Origin of the sequence: Sphingomonas sp. Leaf67 (assembly GCF_001421965.1) — a bacterium.
Lineage (GTDB): Bacteria > Pseudomonadota > Alphaproteobacteria > Sphingomonadales > Sphingomonadaceae > Sphingomonas.
The window spans coordinates 98,759-119,578 of the sequence record NZ_LMLP01000022.1 but is presented as its reverse complement, the minus strand read 5'-3'; the positions used below and the strand labels follow the sequence as shown (position 1 = coordinate 119,578).

General features: G+C 67.6%; 10 protein-coding genes. 5 read left to right on the top strand and 5 right to left on the bottom strand.

Going from position 1 to position 20,820, the window contains the following annotated elements; translation table 11 throughout:
• Positions 1-159: 159 nt before the first annotated feature.
• The 5 genes from nagE to ASE90_RS15245 all read right to left on the bottom strand — a co-directional run bounded on the left by nagE (position 160) and on the right by ASE90_RS15245 (position 7,365).
• On the bottom strand, positions 160-1,842 hold the full coding sequence (gene nagE, locus ASE90_RS15265) for an N-acetylglucosamine-specific PTS transporter subunit IIBC (protein ID WP_056002640.1): 1,683 nt from the start codon (positions 1,840-1,842) through the stop codon (positions 160-162).
• The gene (gene ptsP / locus ASE90_RS15260; RefSeq protein ID WP_056003039.1) at positions 1,839-4,337 is read right to left on the bottom strand and encodes a phosphoenolpyruvate--protein phosphotransferase; all 2,499 of its coding nucleotides are present in this window, start codon (positions 4,335-4,337) and stop codon (positions 1,839-1,841) included. The genes nagE and ptsP overlap by 4 nt, the downstream gene beginning before the upstream one ends.
• 76 nt (positions 4,338-4,413) lie before the next feature.
• Positions 4,414-5,541 (bottom strand): N-acetylglucosamine-6-phosphate deacetylase, encoded by a 1,128-nt coding sequence (nagA, locus tag ASE90_RS15255; protein WP_056002637.1) that lies wholly within the window; start codon positions 5,539-5,541, stop codon positions 4,414-4,416.
• Positions 5,538-6,596 (bottom strand): SIS domain-containing protein, encoded by a 1,059-nt coding sequence (locus ASE90_RS15250; protein WP_056003036.1) that lies wholly within the window; start codon positions 6,594-6,596, stop codon positions 5,538-5,540. Before ASE90_RS15250 ends, nagA begins: the two co-directional genes overlap by 4 nt.
• Positions 6,597-6,627: 31 nt before the next feature.
• Entirely contained in the window at positions 6,628-7,365 is a 738-nt protein-coding gene (locus ASE90_RS15245) for a GntR family transcriptional regulator (protein WP_056003033.1), read from the bottom strand.
• A 482-nt stretch (positions 7,366-7,847) separates the two neighbouring features.
• Between ASE90_RS15245 and ASE90_RS15240 the strand changes: the two genes are divergently transcribed.
• From ASE90_RS15240 to ASE90_RS15220, 5 genes are all read left to right on the top strand, one after another.
• Positions 7,848-10,622 carry a TonB-dependent receptor gene (locus ASE90_RS15240; protein WP_056002634.1) on the top strand — a complete coding sequence of 925 codons (2,775 nt, stop codon included), beginning with the start codon at positions 7,848-7,850 and terminating at the stop codon, positions 10,620-10,622.
• 139 nt (positions 10,623-10,761) lie between these two features.
• A complete protein-coding gene (locus ASE90_RS15235; RefSeq protein ID WP_235531854.1) occupies positions 10,762-13,047 on the top strand; it encodes a beta-N-acetylhexosaminidase in 2,286 nt (761 codons plus the stop codon).
• Positions 13,044-15,656 carry a beta-mannosidase gene (locus ASE90_RS15230; protein WP_056002628.1) on the top strand — a complete coding sequence of 871 codons (2,613 nt, stop codon included), beginning with the start codon at positions 13,044-13,046 and terminating at the stop codon, positions 15,654-15,656. The genes ASE90_RS15235 and ASE90_RS15230 overlap by 4 nt, the downstream gene beginning before the upstream one ends.
• Positions 15,653-18,247, top strand: coding sequence for a glycoside hydrolase family 3 C-terminal domain-containing protein (locus ASE90_RS15225; protein ID WP_056002626.1), 2,595 nt, complete (start codon positions 15,653-15,655; stop codon positions 18,245-18,247). Before ASE90_RS15230 ends, ASE90_RS15225 begins: the two co-directional genes overlap by 4 nt.
• Positions 18,244-20,538, top strand: a complete 2,295-nt coding sequence (locus ASE90_RS15220; RefSeq protein ID WP_056002624.1) for a GH92 family glycosyl hydrolase — start codon at positions 18,244-18,246, stop codon at positions 20,536-20,538. Before ASE90_RS15225 ends, ASE90_RS15220 begins: the two co-directional genes overlap by 4 nt.
• Positions 20,539-20,820: the final 282 nt, after the last annotated feature.

Genomic DNA, 20,820 nt, shown 5'->3' with positions numbered 1-20,820 from the left:
CAGTCGGGTCGCACCGTCACCCGTCACGTCGCACGGCCTGTTCACCTGTGCGACAGTTTTCCGCCAGCACGCACACGGGTCAATATCGAATGAAACTAGATGCCATATATGCGACACGTATTGCTAACAGCCGTGCTAATTCCGCAACACACCTTCGGACTATGACAGCAACAGATGCACCACCGTCGCGCTCGGCTGTGCCACCGCGCGGACGCCCGGCAACGTCGCGGGATCGATCGTCGTCGCTTGGGCCAGTTCGACGCGCATCCGGCCCGCCAGCGATTCGGCGCGCAGGATCGCACCTGCCCCGCCCAATGCCTCGACCAGCGCCGCCGGAAGGGTCGGCTGCGCGACAGGCACTTCGGCTGGCGGGGCTGGGACCGGGGGGGCGGCCGGACCGTTGGCCCCGGCTTCGCGAATTTCTTCCGCTACCTGATCGGCGATCGGGCCGACCACGACCTGCACCGCGCGTGCCGAGGGGCGCAGCACGCCCATCGCGCCCAGTGCCTTCAGCGCCGCTTCGTCGACCAGCGCCTGATCGGCGACGACCAGCCGCAGCCGGGTGGTGCATGCCCCGATGCTGACGAGGTTGCCGCTGCCGCCCAGCGCGGCGAGGAACGCCCGCCCGCGCGCGCCATCGCCGGTGGCCGGGGCGCCGGTCATGGTCGGCGCACTGGCATCGCGGCCCGGCGTCTTCAGGTCGAACCGCACGATGAAGAAGCGGAACACCCCGTAATACAGCGCGAAATAGACGGCACCGACCGGCAGCAGCATCAGCGGCCGGGTCGCCTTTCCATAGTTCAGCACATAGTCGAACAGGCCGGCCGAGAAGCCGAAGCCGAGCTTGACCCCCAGCCAGTCCATCAGCGCCATCGACAGCCCGGTCAGCACCGCATGGATCGCGTACAGCACGGGCGCGAGGAACATGAACGAGAATTCGATCGGTTCGGTGACGCCGGTCAGGAAGCTGGTGAGCGCGAGGCTGAGCAACATGCCGCCCACCGCCTTGCGCCGGTCGGGCAGCGCCGATCGGTACATGGCAAGGCATGCGGCGGGCAGGCCGAACATCATCACCGGGAAATAGCCGGCCATGAATGCCCCCGCCGTCGGATCGCCGGCGAAGAAGCGACGCAGATCGCCGGTCGTCCCCCCGAAATCGCCGAGCACGAACCACGCGACGTTGTTCAGGATATGATGCAGCCCGGTGACCAGCAGCAGCCGGTTGAGCAGGCCGAACCCGAACAGGCCGAAGCTGCCCGACGCCACCAGTCCACGGCTGAGCAGATCGAGCGCGGTGGTGATGCCGCCGAAGCTCAACCCCACCATGATGGCGATGCCGATGCCCACCACGCCGCTGACGATCGGCACGAACCGCCGCCCGCCGAAGAACGCCAGATATTCCGGTACCTTGATCGTCGCATAGCGATTATACGCATGGCCGCCGATCAGGCCGGCGACGATGCCGATCGGCACGTCGAGCTTGGCAAAGGCCTTTGCCTTCCACGCCGCCGACAGCGTCGCCGCCACCCCCGCATCGAAGCCCTGCGTCACGTCGGCCGGTACGGTCAGGAACACCGGCCCGCCATTCTTGACGACCAGATAGCAGACTACGCCGGCAAGGCACGCCGCGCCGTTGCCGTCGCGGGCGATGCCGCAGGCCACGCCGATCGCGAACAGCAGGCCGAGATTGTTGAACAACGCATCGCCCGCCGCCGCCAGCAGGGCGATGTCGAGCAGGTCGGGCTGGCCCAGCCGCAGCAACAGCCCCGCCACCGGCAGGACCGCGATCGGCAGCATGAGCGCACGGCCGATCGGCTGCAGCGTTTCGACGATCGACTTCATACGCCCTGCTCCTGAAGAAATTCGCGAACCATGGTCCGCACCTCGGCCGGCGATGCCGCCGCCAGCGCGCGGACCGCCAGCAACCGGCAGCGATGGGTATCGAGCCGCCGGACCAGCGCCTTCAATTCGGGCACGAAGCGCGGGGACGCCGACAATTCGGTGATGCCGAGCCCGACCAGCAGCGGAATCGCCAGCCGATCCGACGCAAGGCCACCGCACACCCCGACCCAGCGACGATGCCGCGCGGCCCCGTCGGTCGTGTGCGCGATCAGTTGCAGCACCGCCGGGTGCAACCCGTCGATGCCCGAGGCGACCGCCGGATTGCCGCGATCCATCGCCAGCGCATATTGGGTCAGGTCGTTAGTGCCGATCGATAGGAAATCAGCATGCACCGCCAGCGTCGCGGCGGTGACCGCCGCGGCGGGGGTTTCGACCATGATGCCGACCTCGACCCGGTCGGTGATGCCCAGTTCGACGCGCAACCGGTCGACCACCGCGCGCACCGCGGCGATTTCGGCGACGCTCGCGACCATCGGGATCATGATCCGGCATTGCCCGACCGGCTGCACCGACAATATGCCGCGCAACTGGGTTTCGAGAATGTCCGGCATGGCCAGCGCGACGCGGATGCCGCGCAGGCCCAGCGCCGGATTTTCCTCCGGCGCGATCGGCAGATAGGGGGCGGGTTTGTCGCCGCCGATATCGAGCAGCCGCACGATCAGCGGCCGCCCGTCGAGTTCGGCGGCGATCGCACCATAGAGCGCGGCCTGTTCGGCGGCATCAGGCGCGCTGTCGCGGTCGAGGAACAGGAATTCGGTGCGCAGCAGCCCCGACCCCTCCGCGCCATTGGCCATCGCCGCCTTCGCATCGTCGACAGAACCGAGATTGGCGAACGCCTCGATCCGGACGCCGTCGAGCGTCACACAGGCTTCGGTCGCACGGGCGAGCGCGGCGTCGCGGTCGGCGGTGCGGCGATCGGCATGGGCGCGTGCCTCGGCCAGCGTCGCCGCATCGGGATCGACGTGCAGCACGCCGTCATCGGCGTCGAGGATCAGCGTCGCGCCATCGGCGACCGTACCCAGCGGCGCGCCGATCGCGACCAGCGCGGGCAGGCCCATCGTCGCCGCAAGGATCGCGACATGCGAGGTCGGCCCACCACGTTCGACCGCAAGGCCGATGACGTTGGCCGGATCGATCGCCATCACCTGCGACGGCAGCAGATCGTCGGCGAGCAGGATGGTGCCTGCGGGGAAGGTCATCGCCTCCGCCTGTGTGCCGGTCAGTTCGCCCAGCACCTGCCGTTCGAGGTCAAGCAGATCGTCGGCACGCTCGGCCAGCCGCGCGTCGCCGAGATTGCGCAGCGTCGCCGCCTGCGCCCGCGTCGCCGCGCGCCACGCATGACCGGCATCGCGGCCCTCTCCGATGGCGGTATTGGCCGCCTCGCGCAGATCGGCATCGTCGAGGAACGCGATATGCGCGGCGCGGATCGCCGCCCCCTCGCCCGTCGTCGTGGCCAGCGTCTCGCGCACTGCCGACAGTGCCGAATCGAGGCGTGCCGCCTCGATCGCCGCGCCCTGTCCGTCGACCGGCACCGCGATGTCGGCGACGCGCAGCCAGCGGGCGGTACCGATCGTATAGCCCGGTGCCGCCAGCGTGCCCGCCAGTTGTCCCTCGGGCAGCGCAACCGGCGCGGGCGGCGGCGGCGCGACGATCCGCACCGGCGCATGTTCGGCACGCTCCCCCATGCCGCTCTCGATCAGCGTCACCAGCGCGGCGACGGCTTCCGGCGCGTCGGGGCCGCTCGCGATCACGTCGATCGTGTCGCCGAACTGCACGCCCAGCCCGAGCAGGCCGACCGCACCGGTGGTGCGGGCTTCGGCCCCGTCCTTGCCGAGCCAGCTGGTCGCGACGAAGCCACGCGCGACATCGCCGATCTTTGCCGCCGGCCGCGCGTGCAGGCCGTGCGCCATCGCCACGCGCACCTGCCGGACGATCCGCTCGCCCTCGGCCGACGGCGTGGCGGGTGCCGTCGCCGCGATCGGCTCGACGGTCATCAGCAGCTGGCCGATCCCGACCACCCGGTCGGTCTCTCGCCGGACGATGCGAAAGGCATCGGCATTGGTGACGATCAGCGGCGTCATCAGCGACGGCGCCCCGCGCACCAGCGCGTCGAGGTCGAAATCGATCAGCGGCTGACCACGCTCCACCCGGTCGCCGACCCCCACCCGCGCGGTGAAATCGCGGCCGCCCAGCTGCACCGTGTCGATCCCGATATGCATCAACAGCTCGACCCCGCCCTCACCGCGCAGGGTGATGGCATGGCCGCCGGCATGGAGCGTCAGCACTTCGCCGTCGCACGGCGCGTGCAGCGTGCCGCCGGTCGGGTCGATCGCGACCCCGTCGCCCAGCATCCGCCCCGCGAACACCGCGTCGGGCACCTCGTCGAGCGCGTTTGCCCAGCCTTGCAGCGGTGCGGTCAGCAGGATGGCGGTCATGGTCGGCCCCTTCGTGCGCACGTCCGCCCCCCCGGCGATCCGCGCGGATGCTGTTGTTCGTCCCGGCGAACCGGGGTCAGACGATGCGGTTGCCCGCAATCCACGTGCCGCGCACGGTCAGGTCCCGGTCGAGCCAGACGAAATCGGCGCTATGCCCGATATCGAGGCTGCCGATCCGGTGCGACAGGCGCAGGAACGCGGCGGGGTTGGCCGATGCCATCGCCACCGCATCCTCGAACGCGACCCCCAGTTCGTGCGTGTTGGCCACTGCCGTCGCCATGTTGAGATCGCATCCGGCCAGCGTGCCGTTGGCATCGACGCACACGCCGTTTTCGACATGGATCGGTTGCCCGTTGAGCACGAATTCCTTGGCTTCCGCACCGACCGTCGGCATCGCATCGGTCACCAGCATGAATCGGTCGATCGGCCGTGCCGCCAGCGCCACGCGGATCGCGGCAGGATGCAGGTGCGCGCCGTCCACGATCAGGCCGGCATAGACCGACTTGTCCTCCAGCACCGCCCCGACCACACCCGGATCGCGGTGCTTGAGCGGCGACATCGCGTTGTAGAGATGCGTGACGCCGCGTGCGCCGGCATCGATCGCGGCGCGGGCTTCCTCATAAGTCGCATCGCTATGGCCGATGCTGACGATCACGCCCGCCGCGACCAGCCGCTCGATGGCGGCGGGTTCGTTTCGCTCGGGGGCCAGCGTGACCATCACCACGCCCTTGCGCGGCCGGGTCAGGAGGTCGATCGCGGCGTCATCCAGCGCGCGGAAATGGTTCGCGTCGTGAATGCCCTTGCGCGCAGGATTCAGGAACGGCCCCTCGACATGGATGCCGACGACGCCCGGCACACCCTGTTCGATCGCGGCATCGACCGCGTCGAGGCCCGCGGCAACCACGTCCAGCCGATCGCTGATAAGGGTCGGCAGGAAGGCGGTGGTTCCGTACTTCGCATGGGCCGCGCCGATCGCGGCGATGCCCGCGACGGTCGGGCGGTCGTTGAACAACACACCGCCGCCGCCATTGACCTGCGTATCGACGAAGCCCGGCACCAGCCAGCCGCCGTCGAGGTCGATCACCTGCGCATCGTCACCGGCGTGGAAGTCGGCGATGACGCCGCCCTCCACACGGAACGCACAGCTGTCGTGCTGACACTGGTCGGCGAGCACGCGCCCGCCGCGGAAGACGAAGCTGCTCATCGCGTTTCGGTGACCTTGCGCAGATGCGGCGGCTGGTCGGGGTTCAGGCCCCGGCGCAGCGACACCGTGTTGACCATGCGGTAGAAGCTCTGGATCATCAGGATCGGTTCGATCGCGGGATGGCTGCGGATCGTCGGCGGGTGGCTGTCGCCATCGGACGCATCGGCCAGATGCACCGCCGCGCCGCGCGAGGCGAACTCGGCCGCCGCCGCGCGGACATCGTCGCCGGCATCGTCCGACGTCGCGAAACCCAGTAGCGGAAAGCCGTCGTTGATGATCGCCATCGGCCCGTGGCGGACTTCGGCACTGCTGAACGCCTCGGCATGGAGCGCCGAGGTTTCCTTCATCTTGAGCGCCGCTTCCTGCGCGACGCCGAAGCTGTAGCCGCGGCCGATCACGAACAGGTTGCGGGCTTGCACCAGCGTGTCGGCGACCGTCGTCCAGTCGAGGTCGAACGCCGCCTCAAGCTGTGCGGGCAGATCGTTCAGCGCCGTCAGCAACGCCTGATCCTCGCTCCAGTGCGCGGCGATCGCGGCTAGGCCGGTCAGCGAGGCGATGAACGACTTGGTCGCCGCGACCGACGTTTCGGGACCGGCCGACAGTGGCAGCACGGTATCGGCAAGCGCAGCGAGCGGCGAATCCTCGACATTGACCAGCGCGACGACGCGGGCGCCCGCCGCCTTGTAGCTTTCGACGGTGCGCAGCAGGTCGGGGCTGCGGCCCGATTGCGATACCGCGATCACCAGCGCGTTCATCCGCTCCATCCGCGTCGCATAGACCGACGCGACCGACGGCGCGGCGCTGGCGACCGGCACGCCGCACAGCGTCTCGACCAGATATTTGCCATAGGTCGCGGCATGGTCCGACGACCCGCGCGCGCAGGTGACGACCAGTGCCGGCGGATCGGCGCGCAGCAATGCGCCAAGCTCCGCCAGCGCCTGCGCATTGCGCGACAGGAAGCGGGCGACGGACGCACCGCCCTCCCCCGCTTCGCGGTGCATGGCGGTATGCTCGGCAACGACCGGCGTTGGCCCGGTTTCGACGGTGGACGTCATGAACCCCTTCTTGGTGCCGGCCTGTGCCGGATCAGCTTGCGTTGAGTTCGGCGACCACGTCGTACGCGTCGCCACGATAATAGGACTGGGTGAATTCGACCGTGTCGCCATCGGCCAGAAACCCGCGCCGTTCGATGAACAACCCCGCATGGCCGGTCTCGACCCCCAGCCGGCGTGCCTGTTCGACGGGAAACGCCATAGCGCGCAGCCGCTGCAACGCGCGCACCGGCCGCGATCCCGCCGCCTCCAGCGCGGCATAGAGCGAGTCGCCGACCGCATCAACGCCGGGCAGGCAATTGCCGGCGATGGTCGCATATTCGACCGCCATCGGCACGTCGTCGGCATAGCGCATCCGCTGAAACCGATAGACCGGCGCGCCGGGCGACAGCCCCAGCGACATCGATTCCTCGGGCGTTACCAGCCCGGTCGATTTCGACACCCACGCACTGCTGGGCACGCGGCCGCGCGCGACCATATCCTCCGAAAAGGAGGACAGCTTCGAAAAACTCTTGTCGACCCGCGCCGCGACGAACGTCCCCGCCCCGCGCCGTCGCACGACCAGACCTTCCTTGGCCAGCCCCTCGATCGCCTTGCGCACGGTGATGCGCGACACGTCATATTCCACGGCCAGTTCGCGTTCGGGCGGGATCGCATCATCCTGTTGCAGGATCTTCCGCTCGATCGCGGTTCGAACCAGCTGCTGCAGCTGCACATAGAGCGGCGCATGCGCATCGTCGCGCAACCGGCCGACCCGATCTGAAAATTCCATGACCACGCCCTTCGAACTCATCGAGCGATCAACGTAAGGGGCGGTCTGGAGGATCACAATCGCCGTGATAGGTATGTTTTTGGTACTACGCAAGTGCACGTGAGCGCCAAGAATACCGGTGGAAACGGGCTATCCGCCATTGCCGTATCATCATTGGCACTATGCCGTACCGCTGTTTCGCTACTACCTGCCAGTGTATACAGTTCACCTGACCGCCAGCATTTTTGTAACTATGTTACGCATTGGAGAAATAAACGGTGTAAACCAGCCGATTTAGGCAACGTTAGCGCCATATTTTCTCACCAGTGTAGATCTTTTTCATTTTTATGTAGATTTTATGATTGTGATTGGTCACATTGCGGCCGACCAAAACGAGCTTGCATGGTACCAAAGCAGTACCAGAGCGTGACGCATGGCGTCGCTGCCCGTCGCGGCCAATCGGGGAGGGCGCATTTCGCGCCCGGATAGAAGGGGTAGGGACCATGGCTTTTTCGCGTTTCGCATATCTAGCCTCCACCGCGCTGGTCGCTGTGGCGACGCCGGCACTGGCGCAGGAAGCGCCCGCACCGACCAGCTCGACGGCTGAAGACGACACGATCACCGTCACCGGCATCCGCAAGTCGATCGCCGACTCGATCGCGACCAAGCGGCGCGCCGATTCGATCGTCGACGTCATCTCGGCCGAAGACGTGGGCAAGCTGCCCGACAGCAACATCGCCGACTCGCTCGCCCGCCTGCCCGGCGTCACCGTCGACCGCCAGTTCGGCGAAGGCGAGCAGCTCTCGATCGCCGGCACCGAACCCGCGCTGAACCGCGTGACCATCGACGGCCACTCGGTCGCATCGGCCGACTGGGGCGGCAACCCGTCCGACCGGTCGAGCCGTTCGTTCAACTACTCGCTGCTGTCGCCGACGATCATCAGCCAGGCCGTCCTGTACAAGACGCCCGAAGCCCGGCTTCAGGAAGGCGCCATCGGCGGCACCGTCGACATCGTCACCCGCAAGCCGCTCGAGCTGAAGTCGAACACGATCGCCGCGACCGCCGGCGGCGAATATAACGACCGTGCGAAGCGCGGCAGCTTCCGCGGTTCGGCGCTGTACAGCTGGAAGAACCAGGACGAGACGATCGGCTTCCTCGGCTCGGTCAGCTACGACAAGGAACAGCTGAGCCGCGCCGGCGTCGCCAGCTACTGGTACCGCACCGGTGCCGCGCTGCTCGAAAGCTTCAGCACGACCAATGCCGACGGCTCGCGCAATCCGATCCAATATGGTGCCGACGGTCGCGCGGTGATGGGTGCCACCATCAACGGTTCGCGCCCCACCGCCGCCACCATCTCGGCATTCAGCGCGTCGCGCTATGCCTCGTTCCTCGCCCGCGAATTCTTCAAACAGGAGCGCGAGCGCATCAGCTTCAGCGGCGCGGTCTCGGCCAAGCCGACCGACAACCTGACCGTGACCGGCACCGGGCTGATCATCCGCGGCAATTACGACAACGTGTCGAATTCCGAATATACCTATGGCTTCGAAGGATCGCGGATGACCGCGGCGACCTTCGTTCCGGGTCAGAACGGCCAGCCGGGCATCGTCGATTCGGCGACCTTCACCGGCATCACGTCGGGCACCGGATCGACCGGCCAGCTCGACACCTATTATCGCCGTACCCGCCTGAAGAACGACTCGGTATCGTTGCTGGTCGACTGGACGCCGGGCGAATGGACCATCAACGGCAACCTCGGTGCCACCCGCGCCACCGGCGGCAAGGACCCCGAATATCTGCTCGATTTCCGTACGCAGCAGGGCTTCACCGCCGGGGCGAACGGCCGCAACACGCAGGTCAACTGGAACTCGCCGGCCAGCGATGCGACCAAGTGGCTGAGCAACTTCACCGCCAATGGCGGTGAGAACATCACCGCACCCGACGGCCGCCGGTTCTTCGGCCGCCAGATCGGCGGCATCCCGCTCCAGTCGGGCTTCACCACCGACAGCGAGATCTTCGGCGAAGTGAATGTGAAGCGCGACGTCGACTTCGGTCCGCTTAAGGCGATCCTGTTCGGCGGCCGTTATGCCTCGCACCTGAACGGCAACACGACCTACAGCAACGCCGTCTACACCAACCAGAACTACACGCTGGCCGATCTCGATTTCTACGTGCAGGACAAGAACCTGTACAACGGTCTCGGCACGTCGGGGAACGGCACGCCCTATGCCACGCTCGACAAGGACGGCATTCTCAGTGCGCTGACGAAGTATGGCAATTTCACAGCCGATCGCGGTCTGTCGCGCGGCGATTACTGGCGCGTGCGCGAAAAGATCGCGGCGGGCTATATCCAGGCCAACTTCGAGCTGGGCAAGTTCCGCGGCAACCTTGGCGGCCGTGTCGTCAACACGTCGGACGCATCGACCTTCTACGTCCAGAGCACCGTGAACGGCAGCAGCCAGTTCGCGCTGACCAAGGTCAATAACGACGAGACGCGCTTCCTGCCCGCCGCCAACGTCATCTTCCAGGCGGGTGAGGACGTGGTGCTGCGCGCCTCCGCGGCGAAAGTGATCGCGCGTCCGCGCTACGGCGACCTGGCCGGTTCGCTGTCGCTCGACGACACCACCCGCTCGGGCAGCGGCGGCAATCCGGACCTGAGGCCCTATGCCGCGACCAACTACGGGCTGTCGGCCGAGTGGTATTTCGCACCGGCCAGCTTCCTGTCGGGCGAGTTCTTCTATCGCGACATCTCGAACTACGTCGGCAATCAGGTGGACGACGGGGTGGAGTTCACCAACAGCGTCACCGGCCGTACGCTGACCTATTCGATCTCGCGTCCGATCAACGGCGGCAAGGCGTCGGTGACCGGCATGTCGCTGTCGGGCAACACCAACATCGCCTATGGCTTCGGCGTGCAGGGCAGCTACACCTTTGCCGATGCGGAAACCCCGTTCGCCAACGGCCTGCCCTTCCTGTCGCGGCACACCTTCACGATCGTCCCCTATTACGAGGAAGGCCCGTTCCAGGCGCGGGTCAGCTACAACCGGCGTTCGAAGTATTTCTACCGCTTCGGCCGTCAGGCAAGCTCGGACTATACCGATCGCTATCGCCAGCTCGACGCGCAGATCAGCTACGCCATCTCGGAAGGCATCGGCCTGACGGCAGCGGCGTCGAACCTGCTCGACGAAACCTACTATCAGTACAGCAGCACGCCGGACGCACCGACGTCGATCTACAAGAACGGTCGTGTATTCTCGCTCAGCGCCACCTTCCGCATGTAAGGGGGCCGGCGATACGGGGGGTGCGGCCCGTGCCCCCCGCTTCGTCACAGGCCCCGGCTTTGCCGGGGCCTTTTTTCGTTCGGGCCGCTAGAGTTCCGGGCACAGCGAATCGGCGTGCCAGCCACAGGGGAGTATCAGCGTGAAGCATTTGATCTGGGCGGCGCTTGCCGCGACCACCGCGACCATCGCTCCGGTCCATGCGCAGACCGCCCCGCTCCTGCCCCTGCCCGCGCGGATCGCCCCGGCCAAGGGCACGATCACCATTGCCGATGGCGCGGGCATCGCCGTACCGGCCGGCGATACCGGTGCCGCCACCGCCGCACGGCTGCTGACCGATCGGGTGAAGGTCGATCGCGGACTGACGCTGACGACCGCTGCCACCGGCAAGATCCGCTTCGTCCGCGATGCGGCGATCACCGGTGACGAAGCCTATCGCCTGACCGTCACGCCAAAGGGCATCACCATTACCGCCAGCGGCGACCGGGGCCTGATCTGGGGCGCGATGACGGTCGCCCAGTTGCTCAGTCCCGATACCGCGTTCGGCAAGCCGGTCCGGGTGGCCGCGACCAGCATCGACGATAGCCCACGCTTTCGCTGGCGCGGGCTGATGGTCGACGTGACGCGGTCGTTCCAGCCGATCGACACGCTCTACCCGATCGTCGACACCATGGCCGCGCAAAAGCTCAACACGCTGCACATGCACCTGTCGGACGATCAGGGATGGCGGGTCGAGATCAAGCGCTATCCGAAGCTGACCGAGATCGGCGCGTTCCGCTTGCCCCCCGTCGCCGGCGGCGCTCCGGGTCCGAAGGTCGGCGGATTCTACACGCAGGACGAACTGCGCAAGCTGGTCGCCTATGCGGCGGAACGCGGCATCACCATCGTCCCCGAAATCGACATGCCCGGCCATGCACAGGCAGCGGTCGCCGCCTATCCGGAAGAGGTCGGCGTGCTCGGCGACCGCCCGCCGGTCGGCCATGACTGGGGCGTCAATCCGTGGCTGTTCTCGCCCTCCCCGCGCAGCATGACCTTCATCAAGAACGTCCTCGACGAACTGCTCGACATCTTCCCCGGCCAGTTCATCCATGTCGGCGGCGACGAGGCGGTGAAGGACCAGTGGCAGCGATCGCCGGAAGTGCAGGCGCAGATGCAGGCGCTGGGCCTCAAGACCGAGAACCAGATGCAGGGCTGGATGATCTCCGAACTCGGCAAATATCTGGCGTCCAAGAACCGCCGACTGATCGGCTGGGACGAAATCCTCGAAGGCGACGTCCCGACCAGCGCCGCCGTCATGTCGTGGCGCGGCGAGGCGGGCGCGGTCGAGGCGGCGAACAAGGGGCATGACGTCGTCATGTCGCCCGCCCCCAATTTGTATCTCGACAATATCCAGTCGACCGCCGGCGACGAACCGCCCGGCCGCATCGGGCTGCAGACGCTGGAGATGGTCTATGGCTATGAACCGGTCCGCCCCGGCGTGACGGCGGAGGCCGCCGCGCACGTGCTGGGCGCGCAGGGCAATGCGTGGTCCGAATATCTGGCGACGGCGAAGCAGAAGGAACACGCCACCTTCCCGCGCCTGTCGGCGATCGCCGAATTCACGTGGAGCCCGCGCGACAAGCGCGACTTCAAGGGGTTCGTCGAACGCCTCCAGCCGCAGATGCTGCGCTATCAGCGGCAGGGGATCGCCGCCGCCGATGCGGCCTTCGCGGTCGGTTACACGCTGTCCGGCACGAACGGCGATGTGCTGCGGCAGAAGCTGCCCAAGCTGACGATGGCCACGCAGACCGGTGCCGGCACGATCCGCTACACCGTGGACGGCAGCCAGCCGACCGCCCGCTCGCGCGCCTATGCCGCGCCGATCGCGGTGAAGCCGGGTCAGGTCGTCACGGCCACGGCGTTCGCGAAGGACGGTCATGCGCTCGCCGTGCCGCGCCGCTTCGACGCGACCCGTCCGGCGCTGCTGCGCGCGACCGGCGGCAACGACATGGTGGCGTGTCCCAAGGGGGCGCTGGGCCTCCGCGTGCCGCTGGTCTCGGGCCAGAGCGGCGATGCGCCGGCCTATAACGTCAACCTGTTCGACACCTGTACCCAGGCGCTGAAAATGCCGCTCGACGTCGCACAGGCGTTCAAGGTCACCGTCGCGCGCCTGCCGCGCAACTATGGCCTCGCGCATGACGAGGGCAAGGTCCGCCTGCATTATTCGGTCACGCAATATGGCGAACTGGTGATGCGCGTCGGCGGCTGCGCCGGTACCGTGGCCGCCACCTTCCCGCTCCCCGACCCCGACACCGCACCCAACCGCTTCGACTTCACCGGCCGCTTCCCGAAACAGGCGGGCGATGCGGATGTGTGCCTGCAATTCACCTCGCCGCTGTCGCACCCCTTCTACACCGTCGACACGCTGCAACTGGAAGAGTCCAAGTGAAGCCAGCCCTGTTCCTGTTGCTTGCCGCCGCCCCCGCCGCATTGGGGGCGGCCCCACGCCAGACGGTGACGCTCGACAAGGGCTGGGAGGTCCGCCTCGCCCCCGGTGATCCGGCGGCGAAGGCGCACCCGAAGGCCGCGCGCTGGCTGCCCGCCAGGGTGCCGGGATACGTCCAGACCGATCTGATCGCGGCGAAGATCACGCCCGATCCCTTCCTCCGGCTGAACGAGGCGACGATCCAGTGGGTCGGGCGCAGCGACTGGGACTATCGCGGACGCCTGAACGCGACGCGGGCGCTGCTCGCGCGCGACCATGTCGATCTGGTCTTCGACGGACTCGACACCTTTGCCGAGGTGTTCGTCAACGGCACCAAGCTGCTCGCCGCCGACAATGCCCATCGCCGCTGGCGCGCCGATGCCAAGCCGCTGCTCAAGGCCGGCGCGAACGAAATCCGCATCGCCTTCAAATCGCCGCTCGGCGTGCTGAAACCGATGGTCGCGAAGATCGAGAACCCCCTGCCCGGCGAATATGATTCGACCGCGGGCGACGAGCCCGAGGCGCGGCAGACCTCGCCCTATATTCGCAAGCCCAAATACCATTATGGCTGGGACTGGGGTCCCCGCATCATCAACGTCGGCCCCAATGGCGCAGTACAGGTCGATGCGTGGGACGATGTCCGCATCGATACCTTGCGCGTCCAGCAGGAGGCGGTGACCCCGGCCGAGGCGCGCCTGTCCGCCGACGTGACCCTGATCGCCGATCGCGACGCGACCGTGCAGGTCGACGCGATCGTCACCGCGCCCGACGGCAGCAAGGTCCGCGCAACCCGCACCGTCGCGGTCACGGCGGGTGAGAACCGGGTCAGCGTACCCGTTGCCATCGCCAACCCGAAGCTGTGGTATCCCGCCGGCTATGGCGCGCAGCCGCTCTACACCGTCGCCACCGAAACCCGGCTCGACGGCGAACTGGTCGACAGCCAGCAACGCTCGACCGGCATCCGCACCGTCGAACTGGTGCGGGAGAAGGACGCGATCGGTCGCGGCTTCCTGTTCAGGATCAATGGTGTGCCCGTCTTTGCCAAGGGCGCGAACCTGATTCCGTTCGACAGCTTCGGCCCGCGCGTCACCGACGCCTATATGCGCAAGATCATGGGTGACGCACAGGCGGCGAACATGAACATGCTGCGCATCTGGGGCGGCGGCATGTACCTGCCCGACAGCTTCTTCGACACCGCCGACCGGCTGGGGCTGATGATCTGGTCCGACTTCATGTTCGGCGGCGCGATCACCCCTTATGACCCCGAGTATCGCGAGAGCGTGAAGATCGAGGCCGAGGAACAGGTCGACCGGGTACAGGCGCACCCCTCGATCGTGTTGTGGTCGGGCAATAACGAAGTGCTGTCGGGCTGGGAGGGCTGGAGCGACCGCACCGCCTTCAAGAAGCGCGTCGGGGCCGACGAACAGGAACGCGTCGGCGTCGGCATGGCGATCCTGTTCGACCGCGTCCTGCGCGATGCCGCCGAACGCCGCGACTTCGACGTGCCGTACTGGCCCGGCAGCCCAAGCGCCAATTACGAGGGCAAGCCTGATCAGGACGGCAATGGCGACCGCCATTATTGGGACGTGTGGGGCGGCAAGAAGCCCGCCACCGCGTACCTCGACAGCTGCCCGCGCTTCATGTCCGAATATGGGCTGCAGGCGATGCCCGACATGGCGACCATCGCGAAGTTCGCCAAACCCGCCGACTACGGGATCGAAGCGCCGGTGATGAAGGCGCATCAGAAATTCCTGAAGGGCGAAGGCCAAGGCCGCCTGCTCGACTATATCCGGATGCGGTACCGCGAGCCGCGCGACTTCGCCGACTTCGTCTATCTCAGTCAGGTGATGCAGGCCGACGGCATCCAGCTGGGCGCGCTCCACCACCGCGCCTGCCGCCCGGTGACCAGCGGCACGCTCTATTGGCAGTTGAACGACGTGTGGCCCGGCGCGTCATGGTCGAGCATCGATTATTATGGCCGGTGGAAGGCGCTGCACTTCGCCGCCCGCCGGTTCTTCGCCCCGCTCGCCATCTCGGCGGCGCGCAAGGCCGATGGCCCGACCGAGGTCGCGCTGATCTCCGACGCGACCCGGCCGGTCACCGCGCGCTGGCGGGTGCGGACGATCGATGTCGATGGCCGCGTCGCCAACCAGTTCGAACGCGCGGTGCAACTGCCGGCGCTGTCGTCGACGAAAATCGCCACGCTGACCGACGCCGACCTGTTCAAGGGTGCCGATCCCAAGCGCAGCTTCGCGGTGTTCGAACTGCTGGTCGATGGTCAGCCGACCTCGCGCGCTTTGGTGTCGGCGCTGCCGGAAAAGGCGATGGACCTGCCCGATCCGGGCCTAACGACCCGTTGGTCGATGGTCGATGGCAAGCCGACGCTGACCGTCACCGCTAGGCGCCTCGCCCGCGCGCTGTGGATCGGCTTCGGGACGCTCGACGTGCAGGCGTCGGACAATTTCCTCGACCTGTTGCCCGGCGAAAGCGTGACGGTGACGATCGAGGGCAAGGCATCGGCCGGCGCGCTGAAAAAGGCGCTGCGCCTGCAAACGCTGGGAGCCGCCAAATGAGCATCCTTCTCGCGCTCCTCGCCGGGGCCGGTCAGTCCGATCTTCGGCCCGATCCGCAGATCGCCGCGACCATCGCCGCGATGACCCCGGCAGAAAAGGCGGCGCAGCTGCAAAGCACCGCCCCGGCACAGGGCGATGTCCTGCCGGCCTATGATTATTGGAACGAGGCGCTGCACGGCCTCGCCCGCAACGGCGTCGCCACCGTGTTCCCACAGGCGATCGGGCTTGCGGCGACATGGGACGCGCCGCTGATGGAGCGGATCGGCACCGTCGTCTCGACCGAGGCGCGTGCCAAATACAATGCGCTCTCGGGCAAGAACCGGCGGCGGTACGAGGGGCTGACCCTCTGGTCGCCCAACATCAACATCTTCCGCGATCCGCGCTGGGGCCGCGGCATGGAAACCTATGGCGAAGACCCGGTGCTGACCGGCGCGATGGCCGTCGGCTATGTGCGCGGCCTGCAAGGGCCGGACCCGCTGCAACCCCGCGTCATCGCCACGCCCAAGCATCTGGTCGCGCATAGCGGGCCGGAGGCGGGCCGCGACGCCTTCAGTGTCCAGACCGCACCCTATGACATGGAAGCGACCTACCTCCCCGCGTTCCGCCGCGTGCTGACCGAGGGGAAGGCGCAATCGGTGATGTGCGCCTATAACGGCATTCACGGCGTGCCGGTGTGCGCCGCCGGCTGGCTGTTCAACGAACGGCTGCGCCGCGACTGGGGCTGGAACGGGCTGGTGGTGTCGGACTGCGACGCGATCGGCAATATCGCCCATTATCAACGCTACGCGCTCGACAACGCCGCCGGCTCCGCCGCCGCGATCAATGCCGGCATGGATGTCAATTGCGGCTCGGCCTATGCCGCGCTGCCCAGGGCGCTCGAACGCGGCCTGACCACGCAAGCGGTGGTCGACCGTGCGCTGGAGCGTACCTTCGAAGTGCGCAAGCGCTTGGGCGACGCCTTCGGCAGCAAGAGCCGCTGGGACGCGATCCCGGCCAGCGCGCTCCACACCCCCGCCAATCGTGCCCTTGCGCTGGAGGCGGCGCGCAAGTCGCTGGTCCTGCTCCAGAACAACGGCATCCTGCCGCTGAAGCGCGGTGCCCGGATCGCGGTGGTCGGTCCCAACGCCGACAGCCTCGACGTGCTGGAGGCCAATTACAACGGCACCTCGGCAAACCCGGTCACGCCGCTCGACGGCCTGACCGACCGCTTCGCCGTCACCTATGCGCAGGGGTCGACCCTGGCCGGGGGCGTGCCCCTGCCAGTGTCCCGGACCGCCTTCGGTGCGGGGCTGAAGGCGGAATACTTCGCCGACCCGGCGATGACCGGCGCGCCGGTGCTGACCCGCACCGACCGCACCATCGATTTCAACTGGCGGCGAACCAGCCCCGCCGCGAACCTGCCGGTAAACCGCTACGGCGTGCGCTGGTCGGGGATGCTCACCCCGCCGGGTCCGGGCCGCTACACGCTGCGCATCGACATCAACCGCTGCTGGGACAAATGTTCGGGCCGTGACGCGGTCAGGCTGTGGGTCGATGGCAGGGACGTGCTGAGCGCCACGGGCACCGCCGCCATCGAGGGCGCGGCGAACGACAGCAAGTCCGAACGGATGGAGGCGGTCCTCGACTTCGCCGACGCCAGCCCGAAACCTTTCCGTCTCGACCTGACCCACGCCAGCACCGACGACAGCATCCGGCTGACCTGGATCGCGCCTGCCGATCCGCAGCGGGCGCAAGCCGTCGCCGCTGCCCGATCCGCCGATGCGGTGGTCGCGTTCGTCGGTCTGTCTCCTGCGGTCGAGGGCGAGGCGCTGCGCCTCGAAGTCGCCGGCTTCTCGGGCGGCGATCGTACCGACATCGCGCTTCCGCAAGCGCAGCAACAATTGCTCGAAGCGGTCAAGGCATCGGGCAAGCCACTGATCGTCGTCCTGCTGTCGGGCAGCGCGGTGGCGATGGAATGGGCCAAGCAACATGCCGACGCGATCGTCGCCGGCTGGTATCCGGGCGAGGTCGGCGGCACCGCGATCGCCGACGTCCTCGACGGCACGACCAACCCGTCGGGCCGGCTGCCGGTGACCTTCTACGCCAAGACCAGCGACCTGCCCGCCTTCGTCGACTACAATATGAAGGGCCGGACCTATCGCTATTTCGAGGGGACGCCGCTCTGGGGCTTCGGCCACGGGCTGAGCTACACCAGCTACGCCTATACGCAAGCAAAGGCCCCGGCGACCCTGACCGCCGGCCAGCCGCTGACCGTCACCGCCCGCATCACCAACACCGGCAAACGCGCCGGTGAAGAGGTCGCGCAAGCCTATCTGATCGCCCCTGCCGCGCTCAACAGGGTCGGCGCATGGAACGACCCGGTGCTGCGCCACAGCCTCGTCGCCTTCCAGCGCGTCGCGCTGAAGCCCGGACAGGGCAAGACCGTGACCTTCACCCTCGACCCGCGCCTGCTCAGCACCGTGTCGCTCGACGGCACCCGCGCGGTACGGCCGGGCGACTATCGCCTGTTCCTCGGCGGCGGCCAGCCGGGCAGCACCTCCGGACAGGAAGTCGCCTTCACCATCACCGGCACGCAGGAGTTGCCGAAATGACGACGCTTTCCCGCCGCGCCCTGCTCGGCGGCACCGCCGCGCTGGCGCTGGTCGATGCCCTGCCCGTCGGTGCCGCCGGCACCGCGCCCGCCCGCCCCGACCTGTTCATCGGCACCGGCGGCGACGGCCATACCTTTCCCGGCGCGACCATGCCGTTCGGGATGGTGCAGCTGTCGCCCGACACCGACACCGCGCGCTGGGCGACCTGTTCGGGCTATCACAAGGGCGACAGCTCGATCCTCGGCTTCAGCCACACCCATTTGTCGGGCACCGGCATCGGAGACATGCTCGACGTGCTGGTGGTCCCGACGCGTGGCCCCGTCCAACTCGACGGCGGCCCGCTCGACGATCCCGACAAGGGCTACCGCCAGCGTTATTCGCAGGAAGTCGCCGAGCCCGGCTATTACGCCGTCACCCTCGAAAGCGGGGTCCGGTCCGAACTGACCGTCACCGACCGCACCGGCATTCAGCGCCACCGCTTTCCCGCCGGCCCCGGCCATATCCTGATCGACCTGTCGCATCTGGTGATGGAGGGGCCTAACCAGTCGCCCTATATCGACGAAGCCGCGCTGACCCTCGAACCCGATGGCAGCATCACCGGCACCCGCCGCGTGTTCCGCTGGGCGAAGGGCCGCCGCATCTTCTTTGCGATGCAGCTGTCGCGCCGGCCCGACCGCATCGAATTCTTCGGCGACGACGACACGCCCGGCGGCGACAAAAGCGTCACCGGCAAACGGCTGAAGGCCGTGCTCCATTATGACGACGCCGGTGCCGCGCCAATCGTCCTGCGCACCGGCATCTCCGCGGTCGATCTTGCGGGCGCAAAGGCCAATCTGACCGCCGAAGCCAAGCACTGGGACTTCGACCGCTACGCCCGGTCGGCCCGCGCCGCATGGGCGCGCGAACTCGACCTGATCCGGTTCGAGGGCGGCACCGCGCAGCAACGCACCGTCGCCGCCTCGGCGCTCTACCACGCCTCGATCGGTCCGACGCTGTTCTCCGACACCGACGGCCGCTATATCGGCCTCGACCGCCAGACGCATACCGTGCCGCGCGGCGAAGCGGCGTACAGCGCCTATTCGCTCTGGGACACCTATCGCGCCTTCCACCCGCTTCAGACATTGATCCGCCCGAAGCTGACAGAGGCGTTCACCCGCGACCTGATCCGCCAGACGCAGCAAAGCCCGTTCGGCCCACCCGTCTGGCCGCTACAGGGCGTCGAGACCGGCACGATGATCGGCTGGCACGCGGTCCCTGTTCTCGCCGAAGCCCGCGCGAAGGGCGTCGCCGCCGACTATGCCGCCGCATGGGGCGGGGTGAAGAAACGCTCGTTCGACTGGTCGACGCCCAATCTCGACAACAGCATCGGCGTACGCGCCTATGACGAACTCGGCTATGCGCCCGCCGACCGCATCTTCGAAAGCGTGTCGAAGACGCTGGAGTTTTCCTACGACGACTATGCCGGCGCGTTCATCGCCGATGCGGCGGGCGACGCCGCCGGGGCGGCGCGGTTGCGCAAGCGGTCGGGCAACTGGCGCAATGTGTTCGATGCCCGGATCGGCTTTGCGCGCGGGCGGCTGGCCGATGGCAGCTGGGCCGAACCCTATGCCCCCAATGCGCTGGGCCATTCGAAGAAATGGCGTGATTTCACCGAGAGCAATGGCTGGCAGGCGACCTTCCTCAACCAGCACGACATCCCCGGCCTGATCGCGGCGATGGGCGGCGATGCCGCGTTCGAGGCAAAGCTGGACGGGCTGTTCAACGCCTCGTCCGAACTCCCGGCCGACGCCCCGCCCGACATCTCCGGGCTGGTCGGGCAATATGCGCACGGCAACGAACCCAGCCACCACGTGGCGTACATGTACGCGTGGTGCGGCGCGCCGTATAAGACGCAGGCGATGGTCCGCCGCCTGCTGACCGACATGTACCATGACCGCCCCGACGGCATCATCGGCAACGACGACTGCGGCCAGATGAGCGCATGGTATCTGCTCTCCGCGCTCGGCTTCTACCCGGTCGATCCGGTCAGCGCGACCTATGTGCTCGGCAGTCCGCTGTTCGATCGCGCGACGGTACGGGTCGGTGGCGGCAAGCGACTGATCGTCGAGGCGCGCGGCAATGCGCCCGACCGCCCCTATGTCCGCACCGTCACATGGAACGGCCGGCCATGGACCAAAAGCTGGATCGCGCATGCCGATCTGGTGAAGGGCGGGCGACTGGTGTTCGAGATGTCGGCGACCCCGAACAAGGCGTTCGGGCAGCGCCGTGAGGATCGGCCGGGCACCCGGTGATCCTCGCCACGCTCCTCGCCACCGCCGCGCCGGTCGTCGTACCGCTGAACGCCGCGTGCGTCGTCGGCACCGATCCGGCGGCGCAGGTCCTGCGCGAGCGGTTGACGGAGCGGGGAGCATCCTGCCCTTCGTCATCCTGGCGAAAGCCGGGATCCATGGACGACGAGACGGTCGCGCAGGAAGCGACAGCCCCCGACACAATGGATTCCGGCCTTCGCCGGAATGACGGCGTGGCGAATCTGGCTACGCTCCAACCGGCACCGTACCCCCGCGCAGACGGGG